Origin of the sequence: Gulbenkiania mobilis (genome assembly GCA_004346645.1) — a bacterium.
In the GTDB taxonomy this organism is placed as follows: domain Bacteria; phylum Pseudomonadota; class Gammaproteobacteria; order Burkholderiales; family Chromobacteriaceae; genus Gulbenkiania; species Gulbenkiania mobilis.
The window spans coordinates 1-25,131 of the sequence record SMDA01000001.1 but is presented as its reverse complement, the minus strand read 5'-3'; the positions used below and the strand labels follow the sequence as shown (position 1 = coordinate 25,131).

Below are 25,131 nucleotides of genomic sequence, written 5' to 3'. Positions count from 1 at the left end.
ATAAAAAAGCCCGGCAAACTGCCGAGCCTTTATATTGCTGAGACCTGCCTTCTACTCGCGCGGAGGCTTGACCTTGCCGGTACGCTCCGCTTCGCGTGCCTGACGCTCCGCCAGCCGGCGTGCTGCTTCTTCCTTGGCCCGCTTTTCCCAGACGCGCCATTCGTCCGGCCGCTCCAGCGACACCCGTCCGATGGCCGCAGCGCGAAAATCGGTCAGCACGATCTCGGCCGCCTTCTGGACATTGACCCGCCCGCCACCGAGCATCGCCCCACGCTTGCGGCCGATGGCCTCCAGCAATTCGAAATCCTGCAGGCCCTCCACCGTGTCCAGTCGGTAGCGGGCACGCAGCAGATCCGCATAGTGCCGCGCCAGATACTGCAGCAATTCCAGCACCACTTCCTCCTCGTCCAGTGCATTGCGCCCCACGGCACCGCTGGCAGCCAAGTTGTAGCCACCCTCGGGCACCTCGATCTTGGGCCACAACATGCCAGGTGTATCGAAGAGTTCGAAGTCATCGGCCAGCAGAATGCGCTGCTCACCTTTGGTGATGCCCGGTTCGTTGCCGGTGCGGGCAATGCGCCGCCCGGTCAGGCTATTGATCAGCGTGGACTTACCCACGTTGGGAATGCCGCAGATCAGCACACGCAGGGGCTTATCCAGCCCGCCCCGGTTGGGCGCCAGCTCGCGGCAGGCGGCAATCAGCTTCTGGCTGGGGGCCTTCTCGCCGGCATCGAGTGCGATCGCCTGGGTGCCGGGACGCGCGCGGTACCAGTCCAGCCACAGGGCAGTCACGGCCGGGTCGGCCAGGTCCTGCTTGTTGAGGATCTTGAGCGCGGGTCGTCCGCGTGTCATGCGGGCGATCATCGGGTTGGCGCTCGAAGCCGGCAGGCGGGCGTCGAGCATTTCGATCACCACATCGATATCGGCCACACGTTCTTCCAGCGCCTTGCGCGCCTTGTTCATGTGGCCGGGGAACCATTGGATTGCCATGCGTCAGTGCTTTCGGAGCGGATCGAGTAAATGGGTCAGGCCGTTGTGGCGGATTTCCAGCATCAGCGCCAGCAACCTGCCCAGTTCGCCCGCTGGAAAGCCCTTCTGGGAAAACCACACCAGATAGGCTACGGGCAGGTCGGCCAGGCAGCGGCCAGCGTACTTGCCGTACGGCATCGGCATGCGCGCCAGCTTGAGCAGGTCTTCGGGTTCCATCAGATCGGCCCAAAGGGCAGGGATTGTGCCAAAGCGTGCGCAAACTTGCACGCGCCACGGCGTCATACCGGCATCGGCTTACCATCGTTGTAGTTCAGGTAGCCGCGGACGATGCGATAGATGTACCACACATACACCGCAGCCCAGATCAGGAACCCGACGCCAATGATCATCAGCACACCGCCCACCACCGAGCCTGCCACCGTCCACCAGAACGTGCGGATCTGCCAGCTGAAGTGGCTGGCGTAGACCGTCCCGGCGGCTTCGCTGCGCTTGAGGTAGTTGATGATGACGCCCACCAGCGCCGTGACCCCGACAAACAGGCTCACCGCCTGCAGGATGTAGACCACCAGGGTCAGCGTACCGATCTTGCGCTCGTCAGTCTGGGTGATGATTTCCATGGCTGTCCTCGTACAGGTGGGCCCTTGATCATACACCGGCAGCCCGGCGCAGCGTAGAGAGGCGCTCGGCCAGCTCGGCGCGAACCGCCAGGGTGTGGGCCACCGCGCCATGGACTTGGGGTGCCGCGAACGGCCGCTGTCTCCAGGCAAGACACATGGGTGGACCGCCCGCGGGACGGCGGGTGCCGGAAATCACCGGCACGATCACCGGGCGAACCAGCCCGTGATGCCCACAGAAGTCGGCCACCCGAGCCAGTGCGCCCTCGAATATCCCCCAAGCTTCCGGAGTGGTTTCCACATGAGAGGGCTGCAGCACCAGCATGCGCGCAGCCAGCCAGTCTGCCGGCGAGGTGAAGCGCGATGGCGAAGGCGTCTGTACCCAGTCGTGCCGCGCAGCAGCGAACATACAGGCCAGAAGACGGACCTCCGGCAACAGCGACTCCAGCACCGCATGTCCGGGCAAGGTGCGATACGCCTCACCGCTATCCGGATAGTGCATCGACTCGGCATCGGCCACGATGGCCAAGGGCCACAGCACAGCCGGTACGGACAGCTCGGCGCTGACACGCGCAAGGCGGGGGATTTCGGCGAGGTCGTTCATGGCGTTCTCCGTTCGGCGTCTGCCTAGCGGTCGGAGCAACATCGTGAACCACAAACGGATGCCGCCTGACCGCGGCGGCATCTGCAAGGATGGGGAGTGTTCAGTCCGAACGCATGCCTTGGCGCCGCCTTGAGGTGCGGTACCAATAAGCATAAGCGTAGGTGACGAAACGTCGGGTTTGCATGCGGTCATGGTGCCCGGCCCTTTGCCGGGCTGTCAAGCCAGCACATCAAGGGGCAGCAAAAAGCCCGGCACAGGCCGGGCTTGCGATCACATGTTCGGATAGTTGGGGCCGCCACCGCCTTCCGGCGTGACCCAGTTGATGTTCTGGGTCGGATCCTTGATGTCACAGGTCTTGCAGTGTACGCAGTTCTGGGCGTTGATCTGCAAGCGGGGGGCGTTCTCCTCCAAGCCGACGATCTCGTACACCCCGGCCGGACAGTAACGCTGCTCGGGTGCGGCATACGTGGCCAGATTCACCGCGATGGGCACGGACGGATCCTTCAGGCGCAGGTGCGGCGGCTGATCCTCGCTGTGGTTGGTGTTGGAGATAAACACCGAAGACAGCCGGTCGAAGGTAAGCACTCCATCAGGCTTGGGATAGCTGATGGGGGTATACTCTGCCGCAGGGCGCAGCGCCTCGTTGTCCGCATGCTTGTGGCGCATCGTCCAGGGTGCCTTGCCCCGGAACAGATAGGTGTCCAGCGCGGAATACGCCATGGCTGGCCACAGGCCCCAGCGGAAGGACGGACGGATGTTACGCACGCGCCACAGCTCGTCGTGCAGCCAGCTGGAACGGAAGGCCTCGGCATAGCCGGTGGCCTCCTGGCCGATAGCCTCAGGGTTGGCCGAAAGCACGGCAAACACGGCATCGGCAGCCAGCAGGGCGGACTTCATCGCGGTGTGGGTGCCCTTGATTTTGGGCACGTTGAGAAAGCCTGCGGTATCGCCCACCAGCACGCCGCCGGGGAAGGAGAGGCGCGGCAGGCTCTGGATCCCACCCTCTGAAAGGGCACGTGCGCCATAGGATAGCCGGCGCCCACCCTCGAATACCTTGCGGATGGCCGGATGGGTCTTGAAGCGCTGGAACTCCTCGTACGGGGAAAGGTAGGGATTCTTGTAGTCGAGCCCGACCACGAAGCCCACGGCTACCTGGTTGTTCTCCAGATGGTAGAGGAAGGAGCCGCCGTAAGTGCCGGTATCCATCGGCCAGCCCACGGTGTGGGTGATGCTGCCCGGCTGGTGGTGTTCCGGTTTCACTTCCCACAGCTCCTTGATGCCGATGCCGTAGGTCTGGGGATCGGCACCATCACGCAGGCGGAAGCGCTCGAAGAGGGTTTTGGTCAGCGAGCCGCGACAGCCCTCAGCAAAGATGGTTTGACGGGCCCACAGTTCGATGCCCGGCTCGCCTTCCTCGTCGCCGTTCTTGCCGGTGCCGACGTTGCCAGTGGCCACGCCCTTGACCGAACCGTCCTCATGGTAGAGTACTTCGGCCGCAGCGAAGCCGGGGTAAATCTCCACACCCAGCTCCTCGGCCTGCTGGCCCAGCCAGCGACAGAAGTTGCCCAGGCTGACGATGTAATTGCCGGCATTGTGCATCTGCGGCGGAGTGGGCAGCTGGATCGACTCGGTTTCGGTCAGGTACAGGAAGCGGTCGGCCAGCGCCGGCGTGTTCAGCGGCGCGCCCTTTTCCTTCCAGTCGGGGATCAGCTCGTTCAGCGTGCGCGGCTCTATTACCGCGCCGGAGAGGATGTGCGCCCCGATTTCGGAGCCCTTTTCCAGCAGACAGACGCTCAGCTCGCGGCCCTGCTCGGCGGCCAGCTGCTTTAGACGGATGGCGGCGGTCAGGCCGGAGGGGCCGCCCCCCACCACCACCACGTCGTATTCCATGTATTCGCGTTCCACAGTTTCTCCTTGCGCCCGGGCCGGCAGAAGGCCAGCCGTGGTCGACCGTTATTGTGCGTGGCGTCAATGATGCAACGGTTGTCGGGGCGCGTCAAAAATCAAACAAGCGTTTGAGCGGAGCGCACAGGTGTTCATACAACACCCTGCGTAGCCAGTCTTTCGATCGACTCGGCATCGTAGCCCAGCCCGGCAAGGATGTCTCGGGTGTGCTCACCCAGCGCCGGAGGCGCCTGCCGGTATTCTACCGGTGTCCCCGACAGCCGGATGGGGCAGCCTACCAGCGGTACGGACTGGCCGGTGCTGTCTGGCAGGCTGATCTCCAGCCCGCGGTGGCGGATCTGCGGGTCGGCAAATGCCTCGTCCACGGTATTGATCGGGCCGCACGGCACGCCCGCCTCGTCCAGCGCCTTGAGCCATTCGTCGCGCGTCCTGCCTGCAAACACCTCGGCCAGTTGGGGGACCAGTAGCGCACGGTTGCGCACCCGCGCCGGGTTGCTGGCGAAGCGCTCGTCTTCGGCCAACCCCTGAAGTCCGATCACCTCGCACACCGCACGGAACTGCTTGTCGTTGCCGCAAGCCAGAATGAAATGCCCGTCTGCGGTCCGGAAAACCTGGTAGGGCACGATGTTGGGATGGGCGTTGCCCAGACGGGGCGGCACCTCACGGCCGATCAGCCAGTTCATGTTGACGTTGGCCAGCATCGCCAGCGCACAGTCGAACAGCGCCATGTCGATGTATTGGCCCTCGCCGGAGCGGGTACGCGCCAGCAAGGCGGCCTGCACCGCATTGGCGGCATACAGACCGGTGAAGAGGTCGGTAACGGCCACGCCCACCTTATGCGGCTCACCGTCGGCCGGACCGGTAATGCTCATCAGACCGCTCATGCCTTGCACGATGTAGTCGTAGCCGGGCAGTTCGGCATAGGGGCCGGTCTGACCGAAACCGGTGATCGAGCAGTACACCAGCCGCGGATTGACGGTGCGCAGGCTGTCGTAATCGAGGCCGTACTTCTTGAGCCCGCCCACCTTGTAGTTCTCGAGCAGCACGTCGGCCTGCCGGGCCAGTTCCCGTACGATGGCCTGGCCTTCCGGTCGGGTGATGTCCACAGTGATCGACTGCTTGCCGCGGTTGGCCGAAAGGTAATACGCCGCCGTGCCGTCCGGCAGGCTGGGCGGCGCCCAGTGCCGCGTGTCGTCGCCTTGTCCGGGCCGCTCCACCTTGATGACCTCTGCGCCCAGGTCCGCCAGCAGCTGGCCCGTCCAGGGGCCGGCCAGGACACGGGTCAGATCCAGTACGCGAATGCCGGAAAGTGCGCCAGACATGATGCTCTCCTCGTCGAAGGGCCCACAGGGCCGCAACCGGCACCTCGGGGCACCGGTTCTTGCATAAAAAAAACGGCCCGGTTCGCCCGGGCCCCAAGGACAGACAGGAACCAACAACAGGGGCTGGTGGAGCCTGACCCCTGCCGCTCAATCAGGCAAAAGCCTGAATACCGGTCTGGGCGCGGCCCAGGATCAGGGCATGCACGTCATGCGTGCCCTCGTAGGTGTTGACGGCCTCCAGGTTCATCACGTGGCGGATGACGTGGAATTCGTCGGCGATACCATTGCCGCCGTGCATGTCGCGCGCCACGCGTGCAATGTCCAGCGCCTTGCCGCAGTTGTTGCGCTTGATCAGGCTGATCATTTCGGGTGCCGCACGACCGGCATCCATCAGCCGGCCCACCTGCAGCGCGGCCTGCAGGCCCAAGGCAATCTCAGTCTGCATGTTGGCCAGCTTGAGCTGCACCAGCTGCGTGGCGGCCAGCGGGCGGCCAAACTGCTTGCGATCCAGGGTGTACTGGCGGGCGGCATGCCAGCAGAACTCGGCCGCGCCCATCGCCCCCCAGGCAATGCCATAGCGTGCCTTGTTCAGGCAGCCGAACGGACCCTTGAGGCCACGGATTTCGGGAAAGGCGTTCTCTTCCGGCACGAACACGTCGTTCATCACGATCTCGCCGGTAATCGATGCCCGCAGGCTGAACTTGCCGTGAATCTTGGGCATGGAGAGGCCTTCCATGCCACGGTCGAGGACAAAGCCGCGGATCTCGCCTTCGTCGTCCTTGGCCCACACCACGCACACGTCCGCAATCGGGCTGTTGGTGATCCACATTTTGCTGCCCTTGAGCATGTAGCCGCCGTCCACCTTACGGGCACGGGTCTTCATGCCTGCCGGATCGGAACCGGCGTCGGGTTCGGTCAGGCCGAAGCAACCCACCCACTCGCCGCTGGCCAGCTTGGGCAGGTATTTCTCCTTCTGGGCATCGGTGCCATAGGCCCAGATGGGGTGCATCACCAGCGAAGACTGCACACTCATGGCCGAGCGGTAACCGGAATCCACACGCTCTACCTCGCGGGCAATGACCCCGTAGGCCACATGGCTGAGGCCGGCACAGCCGTAGCCGTCGATGGTGCAGCCCAGAAGGCCAAGCTCACCCATCTCGTTCATGATTTCACGGTCGAAGCGCTCTTCCCGGTTGGCGGTCAGGACGCGCGGCAGCAGGCGCTCCTGACAGTAGGCACGGGCGGTGTCCTGCACCATGCGCTCTTCTTCGGTCAGAAGGTCGGTGAGAAGAAGGGGGTCGTCCCAAGTGAAGGGGGCGCGGGTGCTGGCCATCGCAGATTCTCCTTGTAGGGGTTATTAGTTCCGCATTGCGGAATTTCGTTCTACATTGCAAAATAGATTAGCCAAGCCAGACAAAACTTGTAAAGAGGTTTTGGCAAACGGGTCGGGGTTTGCGTGGTAAAAAACGTCCCGGATTCGAAAAGCGCCCGAGAGGACACACGATGAGCGAAGTGGATACGACAGAAGAAGAAGGCAAGGACCGGCTGTTCGTGAGCGCGTTGGCCCGTGGGCTGAGCGTGCTGGCAGCCTTCCGGCCCGGAGAGGGGGCACTGTCCAACCTGGCGCTGGCGCAACGCACCGGGCTGCCCAAGTCCACGGTGTCGCGGCTGACCTACACTCTGACCAGACTGGGCTATCTGTCCCAGGATGAAATCACCGGCTTTTACCGGCTGGGCATCTCGGCTCTTACTTTGGGGTCTGCCGTACTGGCCAGCTACGACATCCGCCAGCTGGCTGCACCGCTGATGCGCGAGTTCGCCCTGGACCATACCGTATCGGTCAGCCTGGCGGTGCGCGACGGCACGGACATGGTCTATCTGGAAACCTGTCGCAGCCAGGCCCGGGTGTCGGTGCAGCTAACGGTCGGCTCGCGCGTCCCGGTGGCCACCACCGCCATCGGCCGAGCCTATTACGCAGGGTTGGCCGAACCGGAGCGGCGCCGGCTGGAAGGGGAACTGGCGCAGCGTTATGGCACCCGCTGGGCCGAACTTTCGGCCAAGCTGGACGAAGCCGTGGCCGAATACCGCCGGCAGGGATACTCCGCCTCGTTCGGCGAATACGAGCCGGACGTGATGGCCGTGGGGGTGCATCTGCCCTCCCCCGCGCCCGGCCAGCCGCCGATGAGCCTGAACGCCAGCGGGCCGGCTTTCGTCTTCGATGCCGCAACCATGCGCGAACGCATCGCTCCGGCCCTGCAGGCACTGCGCGAACGCCTCATCCCTTCGCGCTGACGCAACCGGTCAGCCGTGAATGTACTGCACCAGCTGGCCGATGACGTGCTCCTGTTCCTCAATAGTGGCGCGCACCAGGTCACCGATCGAAAGCACGCCGCACACCTCGCCGCCTTCGTCCAGGACAGGCAGGTGGCGGATGCGCTTTTCCGACATCAGCGCCATGCAGTCGTCCACGGTATTCTCGGGGCGGACGAAGAGCACGCGACTGGTCATGATGTCGCGCACCGGCGTGCCGGTGGAAGTTCTGCCTTGCAGGATGATGCGGCGCGCGTAGTCGCGCTCGGAGAAGATGCCGACAACGTTCTTGCCTTCCATCACCAGTACGGCACCGATGTCGTGCTCGGCCATCAGTTCCAGCGCCTGGAACACGGTGGCTTCAGGCGCGATGGCGATCGGACCGGCATGCTGCTTCTTGTTGTCGAGGAGTTGGCGTACGGTTTGCATGGCTTCCTTCCGGAGAGGGGTGGGTAAAGACCGGGGGATGTCTTCACTATAGCCAAGCAGGGCCCGTTGTCAGCCCGGCCATTGCGACCGGGCCTGGGGCAGCGCTCAGTGCGCGCGAATCATGGTGCCGACGCCTGCATCGGTGAGAATCTCCAGCAGCAGCGCGTGCGAGACACGACCGTCGATGATGTGCACCGAGTTGACGCCGTTGCGGGCGGCATCCAGTGCCGAGCTGATCTTGGGCAGCATACCGCCGTGGATGGTGCCATCGTCGAAGAGTGCATCCACCTGCTTGGCGCTCAGCCCGGTCAGCAGTTCGCCGTTCTTGTCCAGCACGCCGGGGGTATTGGTCATCAGGATCAGCTTTTCAGCGGCCAGTGTTTCGGCCAGCTTGCCGGCCACCAGGTCGGCATTGATGTTGTAGGCCTCGCCATTGGGACCCACGCCGATCGGCGCCACCACCGGGATGAAGTCCTGCTGCTCCAGCAGCGCGACCAGGCTCGGGTCGATACTCTGGATTTCTCCTACCTGCCCGATGTCGATCGGCTCTTCGTCGGCCGACTTGAGATACATCTTCTTGGCCCGGATGAAGTGGCTGTCCTTGCCGGTGATGCCCACAGCCTTGCCGCCGTGCTTGTTGATCAGGGAGACGATTTCCTTGTTCACCAGGCCGCCCAGCACCATTTCGACCACGTCCATGGTTTCGCTGTCGGTGACGCGCATTCCCTGGATGAAACGGCCTTCCTTGCCTACACGTTCCAGAAGCTCGTTGATCTGCGGGCCACCACCGTGCACCACCACCGGGTTCATGCCCACCAGCTTGAGCAGCACCACATCCTTGGCGAAGTCTTCCTTCAGCGCGTCGTCGGTCATCGCGTTGCCACCGTACTTGATCACGATGGTCTTGCCGGCAAAGCGGCGGATGTAAGGCAGGGCTTCTGCCAGTACGAGCGCCTTCTCGGCAGCAGGAACGTTCACGTCGTTATCTCCCGTTGTGGGTGGTTTTTGGAGTGTCCGATTCTAAACACACCGACTAATGAACTGTGATTTATTAATTGTCAGACGAGTGCTTTTTGCATAAAGTGGCCGGCGGTTAGTGAATACGGATTCAGGAAGGTCGATGACAGCCAAGCTACCCTCCCGCTGGCAGCGCAAAAAGGACGTGCGCCCCGGCGAAATCCTCGATGCTGCGCTGGAGCTTTTTGTGGAAAAGGGCTTCCGCGCCACCAAGATGGAAGACATTGCCCGCGCAGCCGGCGTGACCAAGGGCACGCCCTATCTCTACTTCCAGAATAAGGAAGACATCTTCAAGGCCGTGGTGCGCGAGTCGCTGGTCAACGAGCTGAGCGATCTCTCGCAGCTGGCAGCCCGGCACGAAGGCGATGTCTCCTCGCTGCTGGCTCTGCTGATGGAAGTATGGTGGGCCCGCATCGGCTCCACCCGTGGGGCCGGCCTGTGCAAGCTGATGATGGCCGAGGCGGCCAACTTCCCGGAACTGGCCACTTTCTACTACCAGGAAGTGATCCTGCGTGGCCGGACGATGGTGGCCGACCTGATCCGTCTGGGCATGGCCCGGGGCGAATTCCGGGCAGTACCGGTCGAATCGGCGGTGGACACCCTGATGGCCCCCCTGATCGCCTCTATGGTCTGGGACCACTCCTTCGGCTGCATCCTGCAGGCCGGTGAGGATGCCGACCCCAGCCGGCGCCTGGCGGTGGCGCTCGACCTGATTCTGTACGGACTGAAGAACAACAACACATCAGAGGAAAACTGACATGACGCGTGCTTTCTCCCTGCGCCCGCTGGCGGCCACGCTGCTGGCGGCCCTGACCCTTGCGGGCTGCGCCAAGGAAGCGGCCCCGGTCGAGGAGGTGCGCCCGGTGCGCACCACGATGGCTGGCAGCACAGCCGAGGCCGGCGGCCCCAGCTTTGCCGGCGAGGTACGTGCCCGGCACGAAACGCAACTCGCTTTCCGTGTCGGCGGCAAGGTGATCGAGCGCATGGTGGATGCGGGCGCACGCGTGCGCCGCGGCCAGCCCATCGCCCGCCTGGATGCCACCGACTACGGGCTCGACCTTTCGGCCAAGCAGGCCGCGGTGGCGGCCGCCGAGTCGGACCTGACCCAGCAGGCGGCCGACCTGGCCCGCTACCGGGAGCTTTTGGGACGCAACTTCATCAGCCGCTCGCAGGTGGAGCGTCAGGAAAATGCGGTCAATGCGGCCCGCTCACGCCTGGAGCAGGCCCGCGCCCAGCTCGGTGCCAGCCGCAACCAGACGGCCTATGCCACGCTGACCGCACCGGCAGACGGCGTGATCAGTACCATCAGCGTCGAACCGGGCATGGTCGTGGCCGCCGGTCAGGCGGTGGCACGGCTGGCAGCGGACGGTGAACGCGAAGTGGCCTTCCAAGTGCCGGAAAATGCATTGGCCCAGATCCGCAAGGCGCCGGCGCTGGAAATCCGGCTGTGGTCAGGCAACGCCCGCTACCGGGGCGTGCTGCGTGAACTGGCGGCCGACGCCGACCCAGCCACCCGTACCTATGCCGCGAGGGCGTTGATCATGGGCGCGGGCGATGCGGCGCAGTTGGGCATGAGCGCCACCGTTACCCTGCCTTCGGCCAACCGTGGCGATGCGATGCGTCTGCCGCTGACGGCGCTACTGGACGAAGGAGGCAAGCACTTCGTGTGGATAGTAGACCCCAAGACCTCCAAGGTTGGCCGAAAGGCGGTAACGGTGGCCGCCGTCGGCAGCGACTGGGTGGCGGTGTCCGGCGGCGTGCGTCCCGGCGAGCGGGTAGTGACGGCAGGGGTACACCTGCTGCGTGACGGGCAGCGCGTGACGCTGCTCAAGGAGTGAGGCGCGCCCGATGAAGAAACTCAACCTTTCGGAGTGGGCATTGCGCCACCAGCCACTGGTGCAGTACCTGATGGTGGTGCTGATGGCTGCAGGCATCTGGGCCTATATGCACCTGGGTCAGAAGGAAGACCCGGAATTCACCTTCAAGGCGATGATGGTGCGGGTCGTGTGGCCTGGCGCGACCGCCCAGGAAACCGAGGCGCAGGTGACAGACAAGATCGAGAAGAAGCTGCTCGAGATGGGCGACCTCGAATATGTGAAGAGCTACACCAAGCCGGGCGAAGCGGTCTTCGTGCTTTCCATCCGTGAGGATACCGCGCCCAAGAAGGTGCCCGACCTGTGGTACCAAGTGCGCAAGAAGATCGGCGACATCCGCCCCACTCTGCCATCCGACCTCCGCGGCCCCTTCTTCAACGACGAATTCGGGGACACCTTCGGCAACCTCTACGCCTTCACCGGCGACGGATTCGGCTATGAAGAGGTGCGCCGGCAGGTGGAGAACGTGAAGCGGGAGGTGCTGCGCCTGCCGGACATCGGCAAGGTGGAGATCCTGGGCGAGCAGGAAGAGCGCATCCATGTGGACCTCTCGACGGCCAAACTGGCCACGCTGGGGCTGGACACCCGCACCATCTGGAACGCCTTGGCCGAACAGAACGCCACCACGCCGGCGGGCGTGTTCGAGACCCCCACCGACCGCATCTGGCTACGCCCCACGGGCAACTACACTTCGGTGGAAACAATCGCCAACACGCCGATCAGCGTCAATGGCCGCACCTTCCGGCTGGGTGACATCGCTACCGTATCGCGTGGCTATCAGACCCCCCCCACGTTCAGCATCCGTTATGACGGCAAGCCAGCCTTGCTACTGGCAGTCAGCATGAAGGACGGTGGCGACGTGCTCAAGCTCGGCACCAACCTCTCCAGCCTGATGGACGACATGCGCCGCAAGCTGCCGGTGGGCCTGGAAATCGACGCGGTTTCCGATCAGCCCAAAGTGGTGAAGAGCTCGGTCAACGAGTTCATGCGCTCGCTGGTAGAGGCGGTGGTGATCGTGCTGGCGGTCAGCTTCTTCAGTCTGGGCTGGCGCAGCGGCGTCGTGGTGGCCCTGTCCATCCCGCTGGTGCTGGCCATGACCTTCTTGGCGATGTACTTCTTCAAGATCGATCTGCAGCGCATCTCGCTCGGCTCGCTGATCATTGCGTTGGGCCTGCTGGTGGACGATGCGATCATCGCGGTGGAGATGATGCAGCTCAAGCTCGAGCAGGGCTGGAACAAGATGCAGGCCGCCACCTTCGCCTACACCAGCACCGCCTTCCCGATGCTGACGGGCACGCTGATCACCGCCGCCACCTTCTTGCCGGTGGGGCTGGCACGCTCCAATGCCGGCGAATATGTCTTCAGCCTGTTCGCGGTGGTTGGGCTGGCGCTGGTGCTGTCGTGGATCGTGGCCGTGGTGTTCACCCCCTTCATCGGCTATCGCCTGCTGCCCGAGCATCTGGCCAGCCACGCGCACGAGGCCGTCTACGACAAGCCTTTCTACCGACGCTTTCGCCGGGTGCTGGAGTGGTGCCTGGACCATCGCAAGCTGGTGATCGTGATTACGGTACTGACCTTCTTCGCTTCGCTGGGGGCCTTCAAGCTCTTCGTCCAGCAGCAGTTCTTCCCTTCATCCAACCGGGTGGAACTGATGGTCGATCTGTGGCTGCCCCAGGGCGCGAGCTATGAAGCCACTGCGCGTGAAGTGAACCGGCTGGAGGCACGCCTCAAGGGCGACCCCAACATCACCAGCGTCACTGCCTATGTGGGCGGCGGCAGTCCGCGCTTCTACCTACCCTTGGATCAGCAGCAGCAGCACACCAACTATGCGCAGTTGATGGTGATGACCGGGGACGAGAAGGTGCGCGAAACCGTCAAGAGCAAGCTGGAGCACCTCTTTGAAACGGACTTTCCGATGGTGCGCGGTCGGGTATCCCGCTTGGAGAACGGCCCGCCCGTGGGCTACCCCGTGCAGTTTCGCGTGATGGGCCGCGACCATGACGAGGTCCGCCGCATCGCCGCCCGCGTGGAAGCCCTGATGCGGGCCCATCCAGCCACCCGTCACGTCAACAACGACTGGGGCGAGCAGGTGAAGGCATTGCGGATCACGCTGGACCAGGACAAAGCGCGGGTACTAGGTGTCTCCACGCAGGCGCTCGGCCGCCAGCTGCAGATGCTGGTCTCCGGCTCCACCGTCACCGAGCTGCGCGAGGGCGACCGCACCATTGCGGTGGTGGCACGTCTGAACGAAGGCGAGCGCAAGGATGTCGAAGCGCTTGGCAACCTGATGATCCAGACCACCAGCGGGCGCTTCGTTCCGGTGTCGCAGCTGGGCACCATCAGTTATGCACCCGAGGACAGCATCATCTGGCGCCGTAACCGGCTGCCAACGATCACGGTGCGGGCCGATGCCGCTGACGGTGTGCAGGCCTCCGACATCTCCACTGCACTGTGGCCGAAAATGCAGGCGTTGGAAAAAACACTGCCGCTGGGTTACCACATCGAGCTTGGCGGCTCGCTGGAGGCCAGCAAGAAGTCGCAGGAGGCCATCGCGGCGGTGCAGCCGCTGATGCTGGTGATTGTGCTCACGCTGCTGATGCTGCAGCTCAAGAGCTTCCAGCGCACGCTGATGGTGCTGCTGACGGCGCCTCTGGGCATGATCGGCGTCACGCTCACGCTGATCGCCTTCCGCGCCCCGTTCGGCTTCGTGGCAATGCTGGGCGTGATAGCACTGGCTGGCATGATCATGCGCAACTCGGTCATCCTGGTGGACCAGATCGAGCATGACATCAGCGAAGGCATCGAGCGCTGGGATGCCGTAATCGGTTCCACGATCCGGCGTTTCCGGCCTATCATGCTGACCGCACTGGCCGCGATCCTTGCCATGATCCCGCTCACGCGCAGCACCTTCTGGGGCCCGATGGCGGTTGCGATCATGGGTGGCCTGCTGGTGGCCACGGTTCTGACCCTGCTGTTCCTGCCCGCGCTGTATGCCCAGTGGTTCAAGGTCACGCGCCCGCAGGCTACCCGATGAAGAGAATACGATGAGATTCCGCAATACAATCCTGGCGCTGTGTCTGTCCGGAATGGCCGGTACGGCGTCCGCCTATGACCTCCTGGATGCCTGGCGGGCTGCCCGCGAGCACGATGCTGGCTTCGCCGCTGCACGCGCCGATCGTGACGCCGGGCAGGAAAAGGCCGTCCAGGGCCGCGCCCGGCTGCTGCCGCAGATCGGTCTGTCCGGCAGCATTACCCGCAACAATCCGATCGAACCCGACATGGCCTCGTACACCAGCCGCGGCTATGGCGTGGAACTGAGCCAGCCGGTCTTCGACGTGGGCAAGTTCGCCGATTACCGCCGCGGCCAGGCCGGTGCGGCGCTGGCTGATATTCAGTACCTGGCCAACGAGCAACAGTTGATCGTGGATGTGAGCCGCGCCTACTTCGACGTCCTGCTGGCGCAGGACAGCCTGGCGGCCACCCGTGCCAGCAAGAAGGCCTACGAGAACCAGCTGGCCCAGGCACGCGCCGCCTTCGAGGTCGGCACCGCCACCATCACCGACACCCATGAGGCACAGGCCGGCTATGACGCCGCTGCCGCGCAGGAAATCGTCGCCCAGAGCAACCTGGAGATCGCTCGCAACGCGCTGGCGCGTCTGACCGGACTGGACCCGGCCGGCATACAACCCCTGGCCGAGCGCATCGAGCTGGTCACCGCGCAAGGCGCGCTGGAAGCGTGGCAGGCTCGCGCGCTGGACAACAGCTTCGATGTGCGAGCCCGCGCCCAGGAACTGGAAACCGCTCGTGCCGATTTGCTGGCGGCGCGTGGTAATCGCCTGCCGACGCTGGAGCTCAACGCAGGCTATCGCGACAACGACAGTGGTATGGGCCCCAGCCCGAAAACCCGCGCCAGCAGCGTGGGCCTGACTGTCACGATGCCGCTCTTCGCCGGGGGTGGCATCAGCTCGCAGATTCGGGAAGCGGCAAGCCGTGAGCTGGCCGCGCGCGACCGGCTGGAGGCCTCGCGCCGTCAGGTACGCGAAGACGTGCGTCGTGCCTACCTGGGCGTGACCAACGGGGCCGCCTATGTGCGTGCCCAGGAGCAGCTCCTGGTCTCGGCGCGCAGCAAGCTCGAATCGACCCGGCTGGGCCGGGAAGTGGGCGTGCGCACCAACCTCGATCTATTGCGGGCCGAACAGGATTACTACGATACCGTGCGTTCGCTGGCCGAGGCCCGCTACAACTACCTGACCGCGCGTCTGCAGCTGCTGCAGGCCACCGGTGAGCTCACCGAAGCGGGGTTGGCCGAAGTGAATCGCTCACTACGTCAAGCGGGCTGATGTGTCCACCCCGCCTCCCCCACACCCCCGGCTCCGGCCGGGGTTTTTCATGCTTGCCGGCACGGGGCAGCCGCCTGCGGGCGAGTGTTGTTTTCACTACCCAACGCGTGTTTAATTTATCGGTATGGCCGTAGCTTTTTGCTAAACACGTGATTAGAATAATTGCACTGCCACGACCGGCCGCCTGATGAAGGCAGACCCAACTGTCCACGGGCCGGTCCATCATCTACAGGAGAAACCATGAGCACCCAGGAACTGCTGCAACGCAAGGCCGACGCCACCCCGCGCGGAGTCGGCGTGATGTGCAACTTCTTCATCGACCACGCCAAGAATGCCGAACTCTGGACGACCGAGGGCAAGCGCTACATCGACTTTGCAGGCGGCATCGGCGTGCTCAACACCGGCCACCTGCACGACCGCGTGCAGGCCGCTGTGGCCGCACAGCTCAACCAGTTCAGCCATACCTGCTACCAGGTCGTGCCCTATGAGAGCTACATCCGCGTGGCTGAGAAGCTCAATGCGCTCACGCCCGGCAGCTTTGCCAAGAAGACCGCCTTCTACACCACCGGCGCCGAGGCAGTGGAGAACGCCATCAAGATCGCGCGCGCCTACACCGGCCGTGCCGGCGTCATCGCTTTCGGCGGTGCCTTCCACGGCCGTACCCTTCTGGGCATGGCGCTGACCGGCAAGGTCGTTCCGTACAAGGTGGGTTTCGGCCCGTTCCCGGGTGACATCTATCACGCGCCCTTCCCCAATGCACTGCACGGGGTGTCGGTAGACGATGCCATGGCCGGCATCGAAAAGCTGTTCAAATTCGACATCGATCCCAAGCGCGTAGCCGCCATCATCTTCGAACCGGTACAGGGAGAGGGCGGCTTCTACCCTGCTCCGGCCGAGTTCGTCCGCCGCATCCGCGCGCTGTGCGACGAGCACGGCATCGTCATGATCGCGGACGAGGTTCAGGCCGGCTTTGCCCGCACCGGACGCCTGTTTGCCATGCAGCACTATGACGTGACCCCGGACCTGACCACGCTGGCCAAGTCACTGGCCGGTGGGTTCCCGCTGGCCGCGGTAACAGGCCGAGCCGAGATGATGGATGCGCCGGCACCCGGCGGACTGGGCGGCACCTACGCAGGCAACCCGCTGGCGCTGGCCGCAGCCGATGCCGTCATCGACGTCATCGAGGAAGAAAACCTTTTGGAGCGCGCCAACCGTCTGGGGGACCAGCTCAAGGAGCGCCTGCACACGCTCAAGCAGCGTGTGCCGCAGATCGCGGAAGTGCGTGGCCTGGGCGCCATGGTGGCGGTGGAGTTCAGCAAGGCCGGCAGCCATGAACCGGATGCCGACTTCACCAAGAAAGTGCAGGCGCATGCGCTGGAGAACGGCCTGATCCTGCTCACCTGCGGCATTTACGCCAATGTGGTGCGATTCCTCTTCCCGCTGACCATCGAGGACAGCGTGTTTGCCGAAGCCCTCGACAAACTTGAAGCCGCCATTCTTGCCTGACCCCTTCCGGGCAGTCGCTTCGGCCAACCTGGTCGGGACTGCCCGTCTTCGCCGGAGACCCGTATGCTGAATCTGAAAGACGCCTCGCTCCTCAAGCAGCAGTGCTACCTGAACGGCGAGTGGGTGGATGCCGACAACGGTGAGAAGATCGCCGTAACCAACCCGGCCACAGGCGAGGTGATCGCCCATGTGCCCAAGATGGGGCGTGCCGAGGCCGAACGAGCGGTGTCTGCCGCAGCGGAAGCCTTCCAGCTCTGGCGCCGCAAGACAGCCAAGGAGCGTGCTGCGCTGTTGCGCAAGTGGTTCGACCTGATGATGGCACACCAGGAGGACCTGGCCGTGCTGCTGACCGCCGAGCAGGGCAAGCCGTTGGCCGAAGCGCGCGGCGAGATTGCCTATGGCGCCAGCTACATCGAGTGGTACGCAGAGGAAGGCAAGCGCATCTATGGCGACATGATTCCCGCGCCCGGCCCGGATCGCCGCATTCTGGTAACCAAAGAGCCGATCGGTGTCACCGCTGCGATCACGCCTTGGAACTTCCCCAATGCGATGATCACCCGCAAGGCCGCTCCGGCCCTTGCCGCCGGCTGCCCGATGGTGGTGCGGCCGGCCAGTCAGACCCCCCTGTCCGCCCTGGCCATCGCTGAGCTGGCGCATCGTGCTGGCATCCCGGCTGGAGTGTTCTCCGTGATCACCGGCGGCGCCACCGAGATCGGCGCCGTGCTCACCGGCTCGGATACCGTCAAGAAATTCAGCTTCACCGGCTCCACCGAAGTGGGCCGCAAGCTGATCGCCCAGTGCGCCGACACAGTCAAAAAGGTGTCGATGGAGCTCGGCGGCAATGCGCCGTTCATCGTGTTCGACGATGCCGACCTCGACGCGGCGGTAGAGGGCGCGATGATCTCCAAGTACCGCAACGCCGGCCAGACCTGCGTTTGTGCCAACCGCATCTACGTCCAGGCGGGTGTATATGACACGTTCGCGGAAAAGTTCGCTGCCGCTGTGGGCAAGCTCAAAGTGGGCAATGGCTTGGAGGAAGGCGTGAACCAGGGCCCGCTGATCGACGAGAATGCAGTACGCAAGGTGGAAGAGCACATTGCCGATGCGCTCTCCAAGGGGGGAGAACTGGTGGCTGGCGGCAAGCGCCATGCGCTGGGCCAGAGCTTCTTCGAGCCGACGGTGATCACTGGGGTAACCGCCGAGATGAAGGTGGCGCGCGAGGAAACCTTCGGCCCGCTGGCGCCGCTGTTCCGCTTCGAGACCGAAGAGGAAGCCATCCGGCTGGCCAACGACACCGAATTCGGCCTGGCCTCGTACTTTTATGCTCGTGACATCGGCCGTATTTTCCGGGTGGCCGAGGGACTGGAGTACGGCATGGTAGCCGTCAACAATGGCATCCTCTCCAACGAAGCGGCCCCCTTCGGCGGCGTGAAGCAGTCCGGTCTCGGCCGGGAAGGCTCGAAATACGGTATCGAGGATTATCTCGAGATCAAATATGTGCTCTTGGGCGGCATGGACCGCTGACGATTGACCCTGCTAGTGTGAGACGCTTGGGCCGGCTTGTCCGGCCCCTTTTTATGCGCCGGTCTCATAGGCGGTCTCTACGCGATTGCGTCCCGCATGCTTGGCGCGGTAGCACAGCTCGTCCGCACGGGCGATGGCCTGCTCCGGCAAGGCATCGTCCGTCCCCAGCAGGGTCAGGCCGATGCTGGCGCTGACTTGATAGCGATTACCGTTGCAGGCCACCTCCAGCGCGCCAATCTGGCGACGGATATCCTCCATCACAGCCGTAGCATGCCCCAGGTCGCAGTTGTAGAGCAGTACGGCGAACTCGTCACCGCCCAGCCGCGCCGCCGCGTCAGAGGTGCGGATGCGTTGCTGCACTACCAGTGCCACTGCCTGCAGCAGGCGATCGCCGGAGAGGTGGCCGGCATTGTCGTTGACCGTCTTGAAGTGATCCAGGTCGAACATCGCCAGCGCATGCGGGCGGGCGCCACGGTCCGGGCGGTCGAGCAGGCTGGCCAGCGCATCGTGGAACCCACGCCGGTTGTACAGGCCGGTCAGGGCATCGTGGCATGCCTCCCAGCGATGCAGGCGCTCGCGCTGGCGGCGCTCGGCATCGTCATGCAGCACGTACACCCGGTAGCCTTCGGTGGCCCCCGGCATAGCCACGACCGACAGCGTCAGCTCCACCGGCGCCGCCGGGCCCGCTGCGGGCAGCAGGTCCAGTTCCAAGTGATGCAGTCGTCCCTGCAGCTCCAGCCGCCGCAAGGAGACCTCCAGCCCGGTCTCGGGCTGCAGGAAACGGGCCAGACGCGCCAGCGGTTGGCCGAAAGCCTCTGCCTGCACCGTCCCCAGCAGGTGCTCGGCCGGTGCATTGAGGTAATGAACCTCGTCAAGATGATTGGTAAGCACCACTGCATCCGCAATCGAGCCCAGGATCGCCATCGCCCGCTCCCGCTCAGCCAGTAGTGCCCGCTTGGTGGCCTCGCGCTCTGTGATGTCGGTTAACACCAGCAGCGAGCGGGCAGAACCGTCTTCGGCCAAGGGGTGCAGCCGTAGCTCCACTTGCAGCGCGGGCGGCTCCGTGCGCGCGATGCGGCAGTAGAGCGTCAGTGAATGTCGGCCTTCCTGCGCGGTACGCGCCAGGTCCTCGACCCCGGCCCGGTCCTCTGGGTGCACCAGGCGTATCCAGGGCTGCCCCCGCCATTGGGCCGGCTGGCCGCCGCCCGCCAGCTGCAGCGCCGCCTGGTTGAGATAGGCCACAGTTCCGTCCGGCTCGATCACCAGTACACCCAGCGGCGAGGCATCATTCAGGGTGCGGAAGAACGCCTCGCGTTCGGCCAGCCTAGCCTCGAAAGCCTCGCGCTCCTCGAACACTTGGCTCAGCTCACCGGCCATCGCCGTCAGCTCCTCATAGCCTTCAATCTGCAGCGGCAGACGTGCAGTACGCAGCTTCACCGCCCGCACTTGGGCCCGCAGTACATCCAGCGGCCTGAGCATGCGTCGCATCCGCCACCACATCAGGGGCAGCACGGCCAGCACTGCCAATGCCGCCAATAACAGATAATCGCGCAGCAGGGCCCGGATCGGGGCATAGGCCTCCTCCACCGGCAGCACCGCCCCGACCAACCAGTCCACGCTGTTCAGCGGGCGGAAGGCCACCAGCACCTGCCGGCCACTGCTGTTGACAGTTTCGGTGGCGCCGCGCCAGCCGTTCAGTGCGCGATGCAGCGCCGGGCTCGCCTGCGGCCCCGGCACCGGTTTCATCACCAGACGCGGGTTGGGGTGATAAATCGTCAGCTCCGAGCTGATTGAGGTGAGGGTGATATAACCGCTCTGGCCCACCCGCAGTCGGCGCAGATCGTCAAAGAATTCCGGTGAATGCAGCTCCAGCGTTGCCCCCACCATGCCGGCAAAGCGACCGGCGGTGTCACGCACCGGGGCAGTGAACACGACTATTGAGCGGTTCAGGTTGCCTCGCGCGCGTAACGGCGGCGAGATCTGCGGCTTGAGCGTGGCGCGCGTTTGCAGGAAATAGGAGCGGTCGGCCACGCTAAGCCCGGCACGACCGGGCAGATGGGGGTAATCGGCCAGAATCACGCCATCCGGGCCGTACAGCACCACACTATTGAATGCGCCCTTTAGAAGACGCAGCTGGGCAAGCAGGCCGGGCGCTTGCTGCGCGGAAACCGGCCCGGTCGTTTCCAGACCGGCCGCAGCGGCCGCGACCAGCTGACGCCGGGTGCGCACTCGGTCATCAAGGTCGGCGGCGACCCGGTCGGCGATGTCCGCCAGATGACGGAACTGGACCTCGCGGATCCGGGCACGACCTTCTTCGTAAAAGAAGAGCCCGACGGCAACGATCAGCAGAAGGCCGACGAAGACGCCAAACAGGGCGATGCGGGTCTTGAGCGAGTTGAAAAGGGGCATGGCCGGCGCTGCGGTCGATACGGACGAGGCGCAAGGGTATCACAGCCTTTGCAGCCCGCCCGCAACGGGCCGTCGGCGCCTGCCTTTCAGTGGATGCGGCCGATGCGTTCGGACAACGGAATGCCTGCCTCGGCCAGGCAAGCAGCGAGATCGGCATACGCTGCCTCCCGATCCGGAGCCACATCGGGCTGCACCACCCAATTGACGCGGACTTCCAGCGTCGGCTGATTTTCGGGATGCAGGCGCAGGTCATACGCCTGCTGCTCCGGCTGATACTCGACTTCGGCCTTCAGCCCGGACAGAGTGCCCGCCGTGGCCGCCAGCAGGGCCATGGAGGTGGCCAGGCGCTTGCGGTTCCAGGCCTTCACTGTGTTTTCCAGCGCATCCCACCACGGCTGTGGGGCGAAGAGCTCCGCCTCCTCGTACTCCATTTCACGGGCGATCGCCTCCTGCACCACCGGCATGGCGGACTCCAGCGCCCGACGCGCATGAGTCCGCACCCGGTCGGCGGGGACTGCACCACGTTCAATCAGGAAGGGAATCCACGCCAGCACCCGCTGTGGCTCACGCGTCTGCCGTGCAGCCTCGTAGGTGGCGCGTGAGGCGTCGGGATCGAACGGGGCGAAGTCGCAGCCGGCATCCATCACCGGGGCCAGATGAATCAGGTTTTGACAGGCGCGGTCGTGCAGCATCTCCAGCGTGAAGAGCGTGGGCGAGATCCACAGAATGGATTTCTCGGGCACCTCCAGCGCATCCGCCAGCGGCACCTCCAGCTTTTCGAGCATGGGGAAATGCCACCAGACGCCTCCTTGCGAGCGAGTAAAGGCGAACGGCAGGGCCCACAACTCGAAGGAGACGATGCTGCCATCCTTGCGCATGACTTCCGGCTGGGCAATGCTGCCCCGGGCTGTGCCGATCAATAGCTGGCGCGCATCCGGCGTATCCATGAGCGCAAGCTGTGCCTCGGTGAACACCGCCTGGTCGCCGCCGGCCAGCGCCATCTGCACATCGGCTGCCAGCTGCATCTTCATCCAGGGCTGCTCCAGCGCCTGCCGAGCCTTGTCCTTCAGGGACTGGATGTGACGGGTGCGTTCGGCCGGCAGCAAGGGTTCGGTGGGGCCGGTGCGCATCTCGCGGTTGCGGTAGCCGGATTCACGTTCTGCATACGCTTCCTGCAACCGCTGGTAGGCCTGCATGGCTTCGTCACAGATCTGCTGCAATGCTCCCGCCGTGGGGACCTCGTCGATGAAGTTGAAGTCGAACAGGCGAAAGCCTGCGTTGCAGACGTAGAGAGTGATGTTCTCGGCTTCGTCAAACAACATGGCGCTGGCGAAGCTTTCGGCATCCCGCCCCACGAAGGGGGTGTCGTCGTTCCCCACCAGCCGGCAGATGAATGCCGGTGCCTCGGTGTGGATCACGTATTCGCAGGGCTCCAGGCCCTTGTCATCGAGCGAGTCGCCGAATATGAAACGGCCTGGCAGAAACGGGTCGCCCTTGATGCGAGCATTGCGGGGGTGGGGTCTCATCGTTTTGCGCGTGTGCTCGGGGTAAAAACACATTATTTTACCCCGAGCACACGCCGGGCCGAAACCCGAACCTGCGACCTCAACGACCGGGCAGCGCCGCAGCGGTCAGGGAAGAGAGCGAGACACGCTGCCGGCCCGCTTCATCGAAGTTTCCCGGGGCCAGCCATTGCTCGAAAGCCGCCGACAGCTTGGGCCACTCGCCATCCAGCACCGAGAACCAAGCTGTGTCCCGGTTGCGCCCCCGATCTACTCGCGCCTGACGGAAAGTGCCTTCATAGCTAAAGCCCAGCCGGCGCGCCGCTGCCATGGAGGGCGCATTCAGCCGGTTGCACTTCCATTCGTAACGGCGATAGCCCCAGGCGAATGCCTGACGCATCATCAGATACATCGCCTCGGTAGCCGCCCGGGTGCGCTGCAGCTTGGGGGAGAAATGCAGCCAGCCCACCTCGATGACCCCATTGGCGGGGTCAATACGAAGGTAGCTGGCCACCCCAAGCGCCTCCCGGGTCTGCGGATTCACAATCGCGTAGAAGACCGGATCCTGGCTGGCGGTCATACCGGCACACCAGGCTGCAAAGGCAGCCTCATCGGCCGGCGGGTCCATCAGATAGGTCCAGCCTTCTGCGCGCTGATCCTCTGCCAGCGCCGCTCTGAGGGAGGACGCGTGCCGGTCCGTGTCGAAAGGCTCCAGCCGGCAGAACACTCCCTGCAGCACCACGGGCTCCGGTACGCGCGCGCCCTTCCAGCCCGGCACGGGTTCACCCAGCGGCAGACCTGCCTCCTCTGCGGCCTCCGTCCCCTCCCCGCTGCAGCCACAGGCCAGGGCGCTTACGCGACCGGGTGAGGCCGTGGTCGCATAGCCGTCGCGCTTCCACCAATCAATGCCGCCCAGCATCTCCTTCACATTGAAACCAAGCCGTGCCAGCGCCAAGGCCCCTTGCGTGGAGCCGTTGCAGCCAATACCGTCGCAGAAGGTTACGATCAGATGGTCACGCGGCAGACAGGCAGTGGTCTCAGTATTCATTGTGCGATGCGGAATCGAAAGCGCGCCAGGAATGGTCTCGCGCGCATACGCGTCAGTGCTGCGGGCATCGACCAGCAGCCACTTCTTGCCGGCAGCGAGGGCTGCTTGCACATCGGCCGGGTCGGTCTCATAGGCAAGCTTGGCTTCATAAAAAGCAATCTGGGGGTGGGTCATTGCAGGGTCTCCTGTAGGGATGTACCTTAGGCTACTCATAACGTTGGCCCCCTTGAAGAACCAGTTTTCCCATTCTGGAGAGAACCACTTGTCTGGTGACTGGATTGTCGATGCCCTCCTTGGCCACCTCGACCGCCATAAGCTGGCCCAACCCCTACACCGTCAGCTGTATGCCTGGCTGTGGGAGGCGATACGCAGTGGCCGTCTTGCAGGCGGAACCGCCGTGCCTCCCAGTCGCAGGTTGGCCGAAACGCTGCAGCTAGGCCGTAACACCGTACTGGCCGCCTATGAACAGCTGCTGGCCGAAGGCTATCTTGTCACCCGCCAAGGGGCTGGCACCTTCGTCGCCGACCTATTCACGAAAACCGTGCCCTCGGATGCAGCGCAGCCTGCCTCACGGGTGGGTCTGTCTTCACGTGGCCAGGCGCTGGCAGCCCGGGCGAACCTACCGCAGGGTCTGACGGGGGCCTTTGCACCGGGCGTACCGGAGATCCAGCGTTTTCCACATACCGTCTGGCAGACGCTGCTGCACCGTCATCGGCGTACGGCACTCGAGGCTTGGCATGCCTATACCGCAGAGGGGGGGCTACCCGCATTGCGTGAGGCACTGTGCGAGTATCTTTTCCTGTCCCGCGGTGTACGCGCCACACCCGAGCGCGTGCTCATCGTCCAGGGTGCGCAGCAAGGGCTAGATTTGGCGGCCCGCCTCCTTGCCGACGCTGGAGACCCGGTATGGATGGAAGACCCCGGATATGCCGGCGCACATGCGGCCTTTGCAGGGGCAGGCCTGAATCTGGTGCCGGTCGCAGTAGACGAACAGGGGCTCAATCCCGCCGCAGCGCCCGCAGGTCCGACGCCCCGTTTGATCTACCTCACCCCGTCGCATCAATATCCGACCGGAGTGGTCATGCCATTGGCACGACGGCTGGCACTGCTCGACTACGCCCGGACACATGGGTGCTGGCTCATCGAGGACGATTACGACAGTGAGTTCCGCTATGCCTCGGCCCCGCTGTCTTCATTACAGGGTTTGGCGGAGGATGGGCCGGTGATTTATGTGGGCACGTTCAGCAAGGTGATGTTTCCGGCGCTCAGGCTAGGCTATATGGTGCTGCCGGAAGGGCTGGTGGCGGCATTTCGAAGCTGCAACATGCGCTTCTACCGCGAAAGTGACTATGCCGTTCAGGCAGCACTTGCCGCTTTCATCACGCAGGGCCACCTGGCGCGTCATGTCCGGCGGATGCGTGAGCTCTATCCGATACGCCAGGGTTTGCTGCGAGAGGTCCTGCAACGGCGACTGGGGGATGCGCTGGTACTGTCTTCAGGTGAAGCGGGACTGCATCTGCTGGCGCATCTACCGCAGGGGGTGGACGAGCGTGCGCTGTCTGCAGCGGGTGCGGCCCAGCGGCTGTGGCTGCGCCCTCTTGGCAGACACCGACTTGGGGAGGCAAGCGGGGCGGGACTGGTACTAGGTTATGCGGGCGTCGAAGAGCGTGCGCTGCACACGGCAGCACATGTACTGGCGGATCTGCTGGAGGACGCACTGGACCCACCAAACCCGGT

20 protein-coding genes are annotated in these 25,131 nt (G+C 64.3%); 8 read left to right on the top strand and 12 right to left on the bottom strand.

All coding sequences use genetic code 11. The features are described 5' to 3' along the window. Window positions 1-51: 51 nt before the first annotated feature. From ylqF to EV669_RS00070, 7 genes are all read right to left on the bottom strand, one after another. Window positions 52-990, bottom strand: coding sequence for a ribosome biogenesis GTPase YlqF (gene ylqF, locus EV669_RS00100; RefSeq protein WP_132097566.1), 939 nt, complete (start codon window positions 988-990; stop codon window positions 52-54). Window positions 991-993: 3 nt separating this feature from the next. Next, window positions 994-1,206: a DUF3820 family protein gene (locus EV669_RS00095; protein ID WP_054287025.1), complete on the bottom strand. Its 213-nt coding sequence runs from the start codon at window positions 1,204-1,206 to the stop codon at window positions 994-996. Between the two features lie 62 nt (window positions 1,207-1,268). Next, window positions 1,269-1,607 carry a DUF4870 family protein gene (locus EV669_RS00090; protein WP_132097565.1) on the bottom strand — a complete coding sequence of 113 codons (339 nt, stop codon included), beginning with the start codon at window positions 1,605-1,607 and terminating at the stop codon, window positions 1,269-1,271. Between the two features lie 28 nt (window positions 1,608-1,635). After that, the gene (locus tag EV669_RS00085; RefSeq protein WP_132097564.1) at window positions 1,636-2,208 is read right to left on the bottom strand and encodes a hypothetical protein; all 573 of its coding nucleotides are present in this window, start codon (window positions 2,206-2,208) and stop codon (window positions 1,636-1,638) included. A 270-nt stretch (window positions 2,209-2,478) separates the two neighbouring features. After that, window positions 2,479-4,098 (bottom strand): electron transfer flavoprotein-ubiquinone oxidoreductase, encoded by a 1,620-nt coding sequence (locus tag EV669_RS00080; RefSeq protein ID WP_055434262.1) that lies wholly within the window; start codon window positions 4,096-4,098, stop codon window positions 2,479-2,481. A gap of 146 nt (window positions 4,099-4,244) precedes the next feature. Continuing rightward, window positions 4,245-5,435 carry a CaiB/BaiF CoA transferase family protein gene (locus tag EV669_RS00075; protein WP_132097563.1) on the bottom strand — a complete coding sequence of 397 codons (1,191 nt, stop codon included), beginning with the start codon at window positions 5,433-5,435 and terminating at the stop codon, window positions 4,245-4,247. Between the two features lie 151 nt (window positions 5,436-5,586). Next, window positions 5,587-6,768, bottom strand: coding sequence for an acyl-CoA dehydrogenase (locus EV669_RS00070; protein ID WP_055434254.1), 1,182 nt, complete (start codon window positions 6,766-6,768; stop codon window positions 5,587-5,589). A 170-nt stretch (window positions 6,769-6,938) separates the two neighbouring features. On the opposite strand from EV669_RS00070, the gene EV669_RS00065 reads away from it, so the two are divergent. After that, complete coding sequence (locus EV669_RS00065; protein WP_054287030.1) at window positions 6,939-7,727, top strand: IclR family transcriptional regulator; 789 nt, start codon at window positions 6,939-6,941, stop codon at window positions 7,725-7,727. Window positions 7,728-7,736: 9 nt separating this feature from the next. Here the strand turns inward: EV669_RS00065 and EV669_RS00060 are convergent, their stop codons facing one another. Next, on the bottom strand, window positions 7,737-8,174 hold the full coding sequence (locus tag EV669_RS00060; RefSeq protein WP_054287031.1) for a CBS domain-containing protein: 438 nt from the start codon (window positions 8,172-8,174) through the stop codon (window positions 7,737-7,739). A 105-nt stretch (window positions 8,175-8,279) separates the two neighbouring features. Next, complete coding sequence (gene argB, locus EV669_RS00055) at window positions 8,280-9,152, bottom strand: acetylglutamate kinase (RefSeq protein WP_054287032.1); 873 nt, start codon at window positions 9,150-9,152, stop codon at window positions 8,280-8,282. A gap of 142 nt (window positions 9,153-9,294) precedes the next feature. Here argB and EV669_RS00050 point away from each other — a divergent pair, with 142 nt between their 5' ends. The 6 genes from EV669_RS00050 (at window position 9,295) to gabD (ending at window position 18,435) form a co-directional block, all read left to right on the top strand. Further along, window positions 9,295-9,948, top strand: a complete 654-nt coding sequence (locus EV669_RS00050; RefSeq protein WP_132097562.1) for a TetR/AcrR family transcriptional regulator — start codon at window positions 9,295-9,297, stop codon at window positions 9,946-9,948. A gap of 1 nt (window position 9,949) precedes the next feature. Then, the gene (locus tag EV669_RS00045; protein WP_132097561.1) at window positions 9,950-11,029 is read left to right on the top strand and encodes an efflux RND transporter periplasmic adaptor subunit; all 1,080 of its coding nucleotides are present in this window, start codon (window positions 9,950-9,952) and stop codon (window positions 11,027-11,029) included. Window positions 11,030-11,039: 10 nt separating this feature from the next. Then, window positions 11,040-14,099, top strand: a complete 3,060-nt coding sequence (locus EV669_RS00040) for an efflux RND transporter permease subunit (RefSeq protein ID WP_055434256.1) — start codon at window positions 11,040-11,042, stop codon at window positions 14,097-14,099. 10 nt (window positions 14,100-14,109) lie between these two features. Next, window positions 14,110-15,405 (top strand): TolC family outer membrane protein, encoded by a 1,296-nt coding sequence (locus EV669_RS00035; RefSeq protein WP_132097560.1) that lies wholly within the window; start codon window positions 14,110-14,112, stop codon window positions 15,403-15,405. 240 nt (window positions 15,406-15,645) lie between these two features. Then, a complete protein-coding gene (gene gabT / locus EV669_RS00030) occupies window positions 15,646-16,911 on the top strand; it encodes a 4-aminobutyrate--2-oxoglutarate transaminase (protein ID WP_055434258.1) in 1,266 nt (421 codons plus the stop codon). A 63-nt stretch (window positions 16,912-16,974) separates the two neighbouring features. After that, a complete protein-coding gene (gene gabD / locus EV669_RS00025) occupies window positions 16,975-18,435 on the top strand; it encodes an NADP-dependent succinate-semialdehyde dehydrogenase (RefSeq protein WP_132097559.1) in 1,461 nt (486 codons plus the stop codon). 51 nt (window positions 18,436-18,486) lie between these two features. Here gabD and EV669_RS00020 read toward each other — a convergent pair whose 3' ends face one another. The 3 genes from EV669_RS00020 to EV669_RS00010 form a co-directional block, all read right to left on the bottom strand. After that, window positions 18,487-20,844: a diguanylate cyclase gene (locus tag EV669_RS00020; RefSeq protein ID WP_132097558.1), complete on the bottom strand. Its 2,358-nt coding sequence runs from the start codon at window positions 20,842-20,844 to the stop codon at window positions 18,487-18,489. An 86-nt stretch (window positions 20,845-20,930) separates the two neighbouring features. Continuing rightward, complete coding sequence (locus tag EV669_RS00015) at window positions 20,931-22,370, bottom strand: hypothetical protein (RefSeq protein ID WP_132097557.1); 1,440 nt, start codon at window positions 22,368-22,370, stop codon at window positions 20,931-20,933. 79 nt (window positions 22,371-22,449) lie between these two features. Next, a complete protein-coding gene (locus EV669_RS00010; protein WP_318271251.1) occupies window positions 22,450-23,568 on the bottom strand; it encodes a GNAT family N-acetyltransferase in 1,119 nt (372 codons plus the stop codon). 88 nt (window positions 23,569-23,656) lie between these two features. Between EV669_RS00010 and pdxR the strand changes: the two genes are divergently transcribed. Next, on the top strand, window positions 23,657-25,131 hold a 1,475-nt coding region (pdxR, locus tag EV669_RS00005; protein ID WP_132097555.1), incomplete at its 3' end, for a MocR-like pyridoxine biosynthesis transcription factor PdxR.

Excerpts from the sequence above, each read along its gene's own strand:
- ylqF (WP_132097566.1), bottom strand. The coding sequence starts at position 990 with ATGGCAATCCAATGGTTCCCCGGCCACATGAACAAGGCGCGCAAGGCG.
- EV669_RS00095 (WP_054287025.1), bottom strand. The coding sequence starts at position 1,206 with ATGGAACCCGAAGACCTGCTCAAGCTGGCGCGCATGCCGATGCCGTAC.
- EV669_RS00090 (WP_132097565.1), bottom strand. The coding sequence starts at position 1,607 with ATGGAAATCATCACCCAGACTGACGAGCGCAAGATCGGTACGCTGACC.
- EV669_RS00085 (WP_132097564.1), bottom strand. The coding sequence starts at position 2,208 with ATGAACGACCTCGCCGAAATCCCCCGCCTTGCGCGTGTCAGCGCCGAG.
- EV669_RS00080 (WP_055434262.1), bottom strand. The coding sequence starts at position 4,098 with ATGGAATACGACGTGGTGGTGGTGGGGGGCGGCCCCTCCGGCCTGACC.
- EV669_RS00075 (WP_132097563.1), bottom strand. The coding sequence starts at position 5,435 with ATGTCTGGCGCACTTTCCGGCATTCGCGTACTGGATCTGACCCGTGTC.
- EV669_RS00070 (WP_055434254.1), bottom strand. The coding sequence starts at position 6,768 with ATGGCCAGCACCCGCGCCCCCTTCACTTGGGACGACCCCCTTCTTCTC.
- EV669_RS00065 (WP_054287030.1), top strand. The coding sequence starts at position 6,939 with ATGAGCGAAGTGGATACGACAGAAGAAGAAGGCAAGGACCGGCTGTTC.
- EV669_RS00060 (WP_054287031.1), bottom strand. The coding sequence starts at position 8,174 with ATGCAAACCGTACGCCAACTCCTCGACAACAAGAAGCAGCATGCCGGT.
- EV669_RS00050 (WP_132097562.1), top strand. The coding sequence starts at position 9,295 with ATGACAGCCAAGCTACCCTCCCGCTGGCAGCGCAAAAAGGACGTGCGC.
- EV669_RS00045 (WP_132097561.1), top strand. The coding sequence starts at position 9,950 with ATGACGCGTGCTTTCTCCCTGCGCCCGCTGGCGGCCACGCTGCTGGCG.
- EV669_RS00040 (WP_055434256.1), top strand. The coding sequence starts at position 11,040 with ATGAAGAAACTCAACCTTTCGGAGTGGGCATTGCGCCACCAGCCACTG.
- EV669_RS00035 (WP_132097560.1), top strand. The coding sequence starts at position 14,110 with ATGAGATTCCGCAATACAATCCTGGCGCTGTGTCTGTCCGGAATGGCC.
- gabT (WP_055434258.1), top strand. The coding sequence starts at position 15,646 with ATGAGCACCCAGGAACTGCTGCAACGCAAGGCCGACGCCACCCCGCGC.
- gabD (WP_132097559.1), top strand. The coding sequence starts at position 16,975 with ATGCTGAATCTGAAAGACGCCTCGCTCCTCAAGCAGCAGTGCTACCTG.
- EV669_RS00020 (WP_132097558.1), bottom strand. The coding sequence starts at position 20,844 with ATGCCCCTTTTCAACTCGCTCAAGACCCGCATCGCCCTGTTTGGCGTC.
- EV669_RS00015 (WP_132097557.1), bottom strand. The coding sequence starts at position 22,370 with ATGAGACCCCACCCCCGCAATGCTCGCATCAAGGGCGACCCGTTTCTG.
- EV669_RS00010 (WP_318271251.1), bottom strand. The coding sequence starts at position 23,568 with ATGACCCACCCCCAGATTGCTTTTTATGAAGCCAAGCTTGCCTATGAG.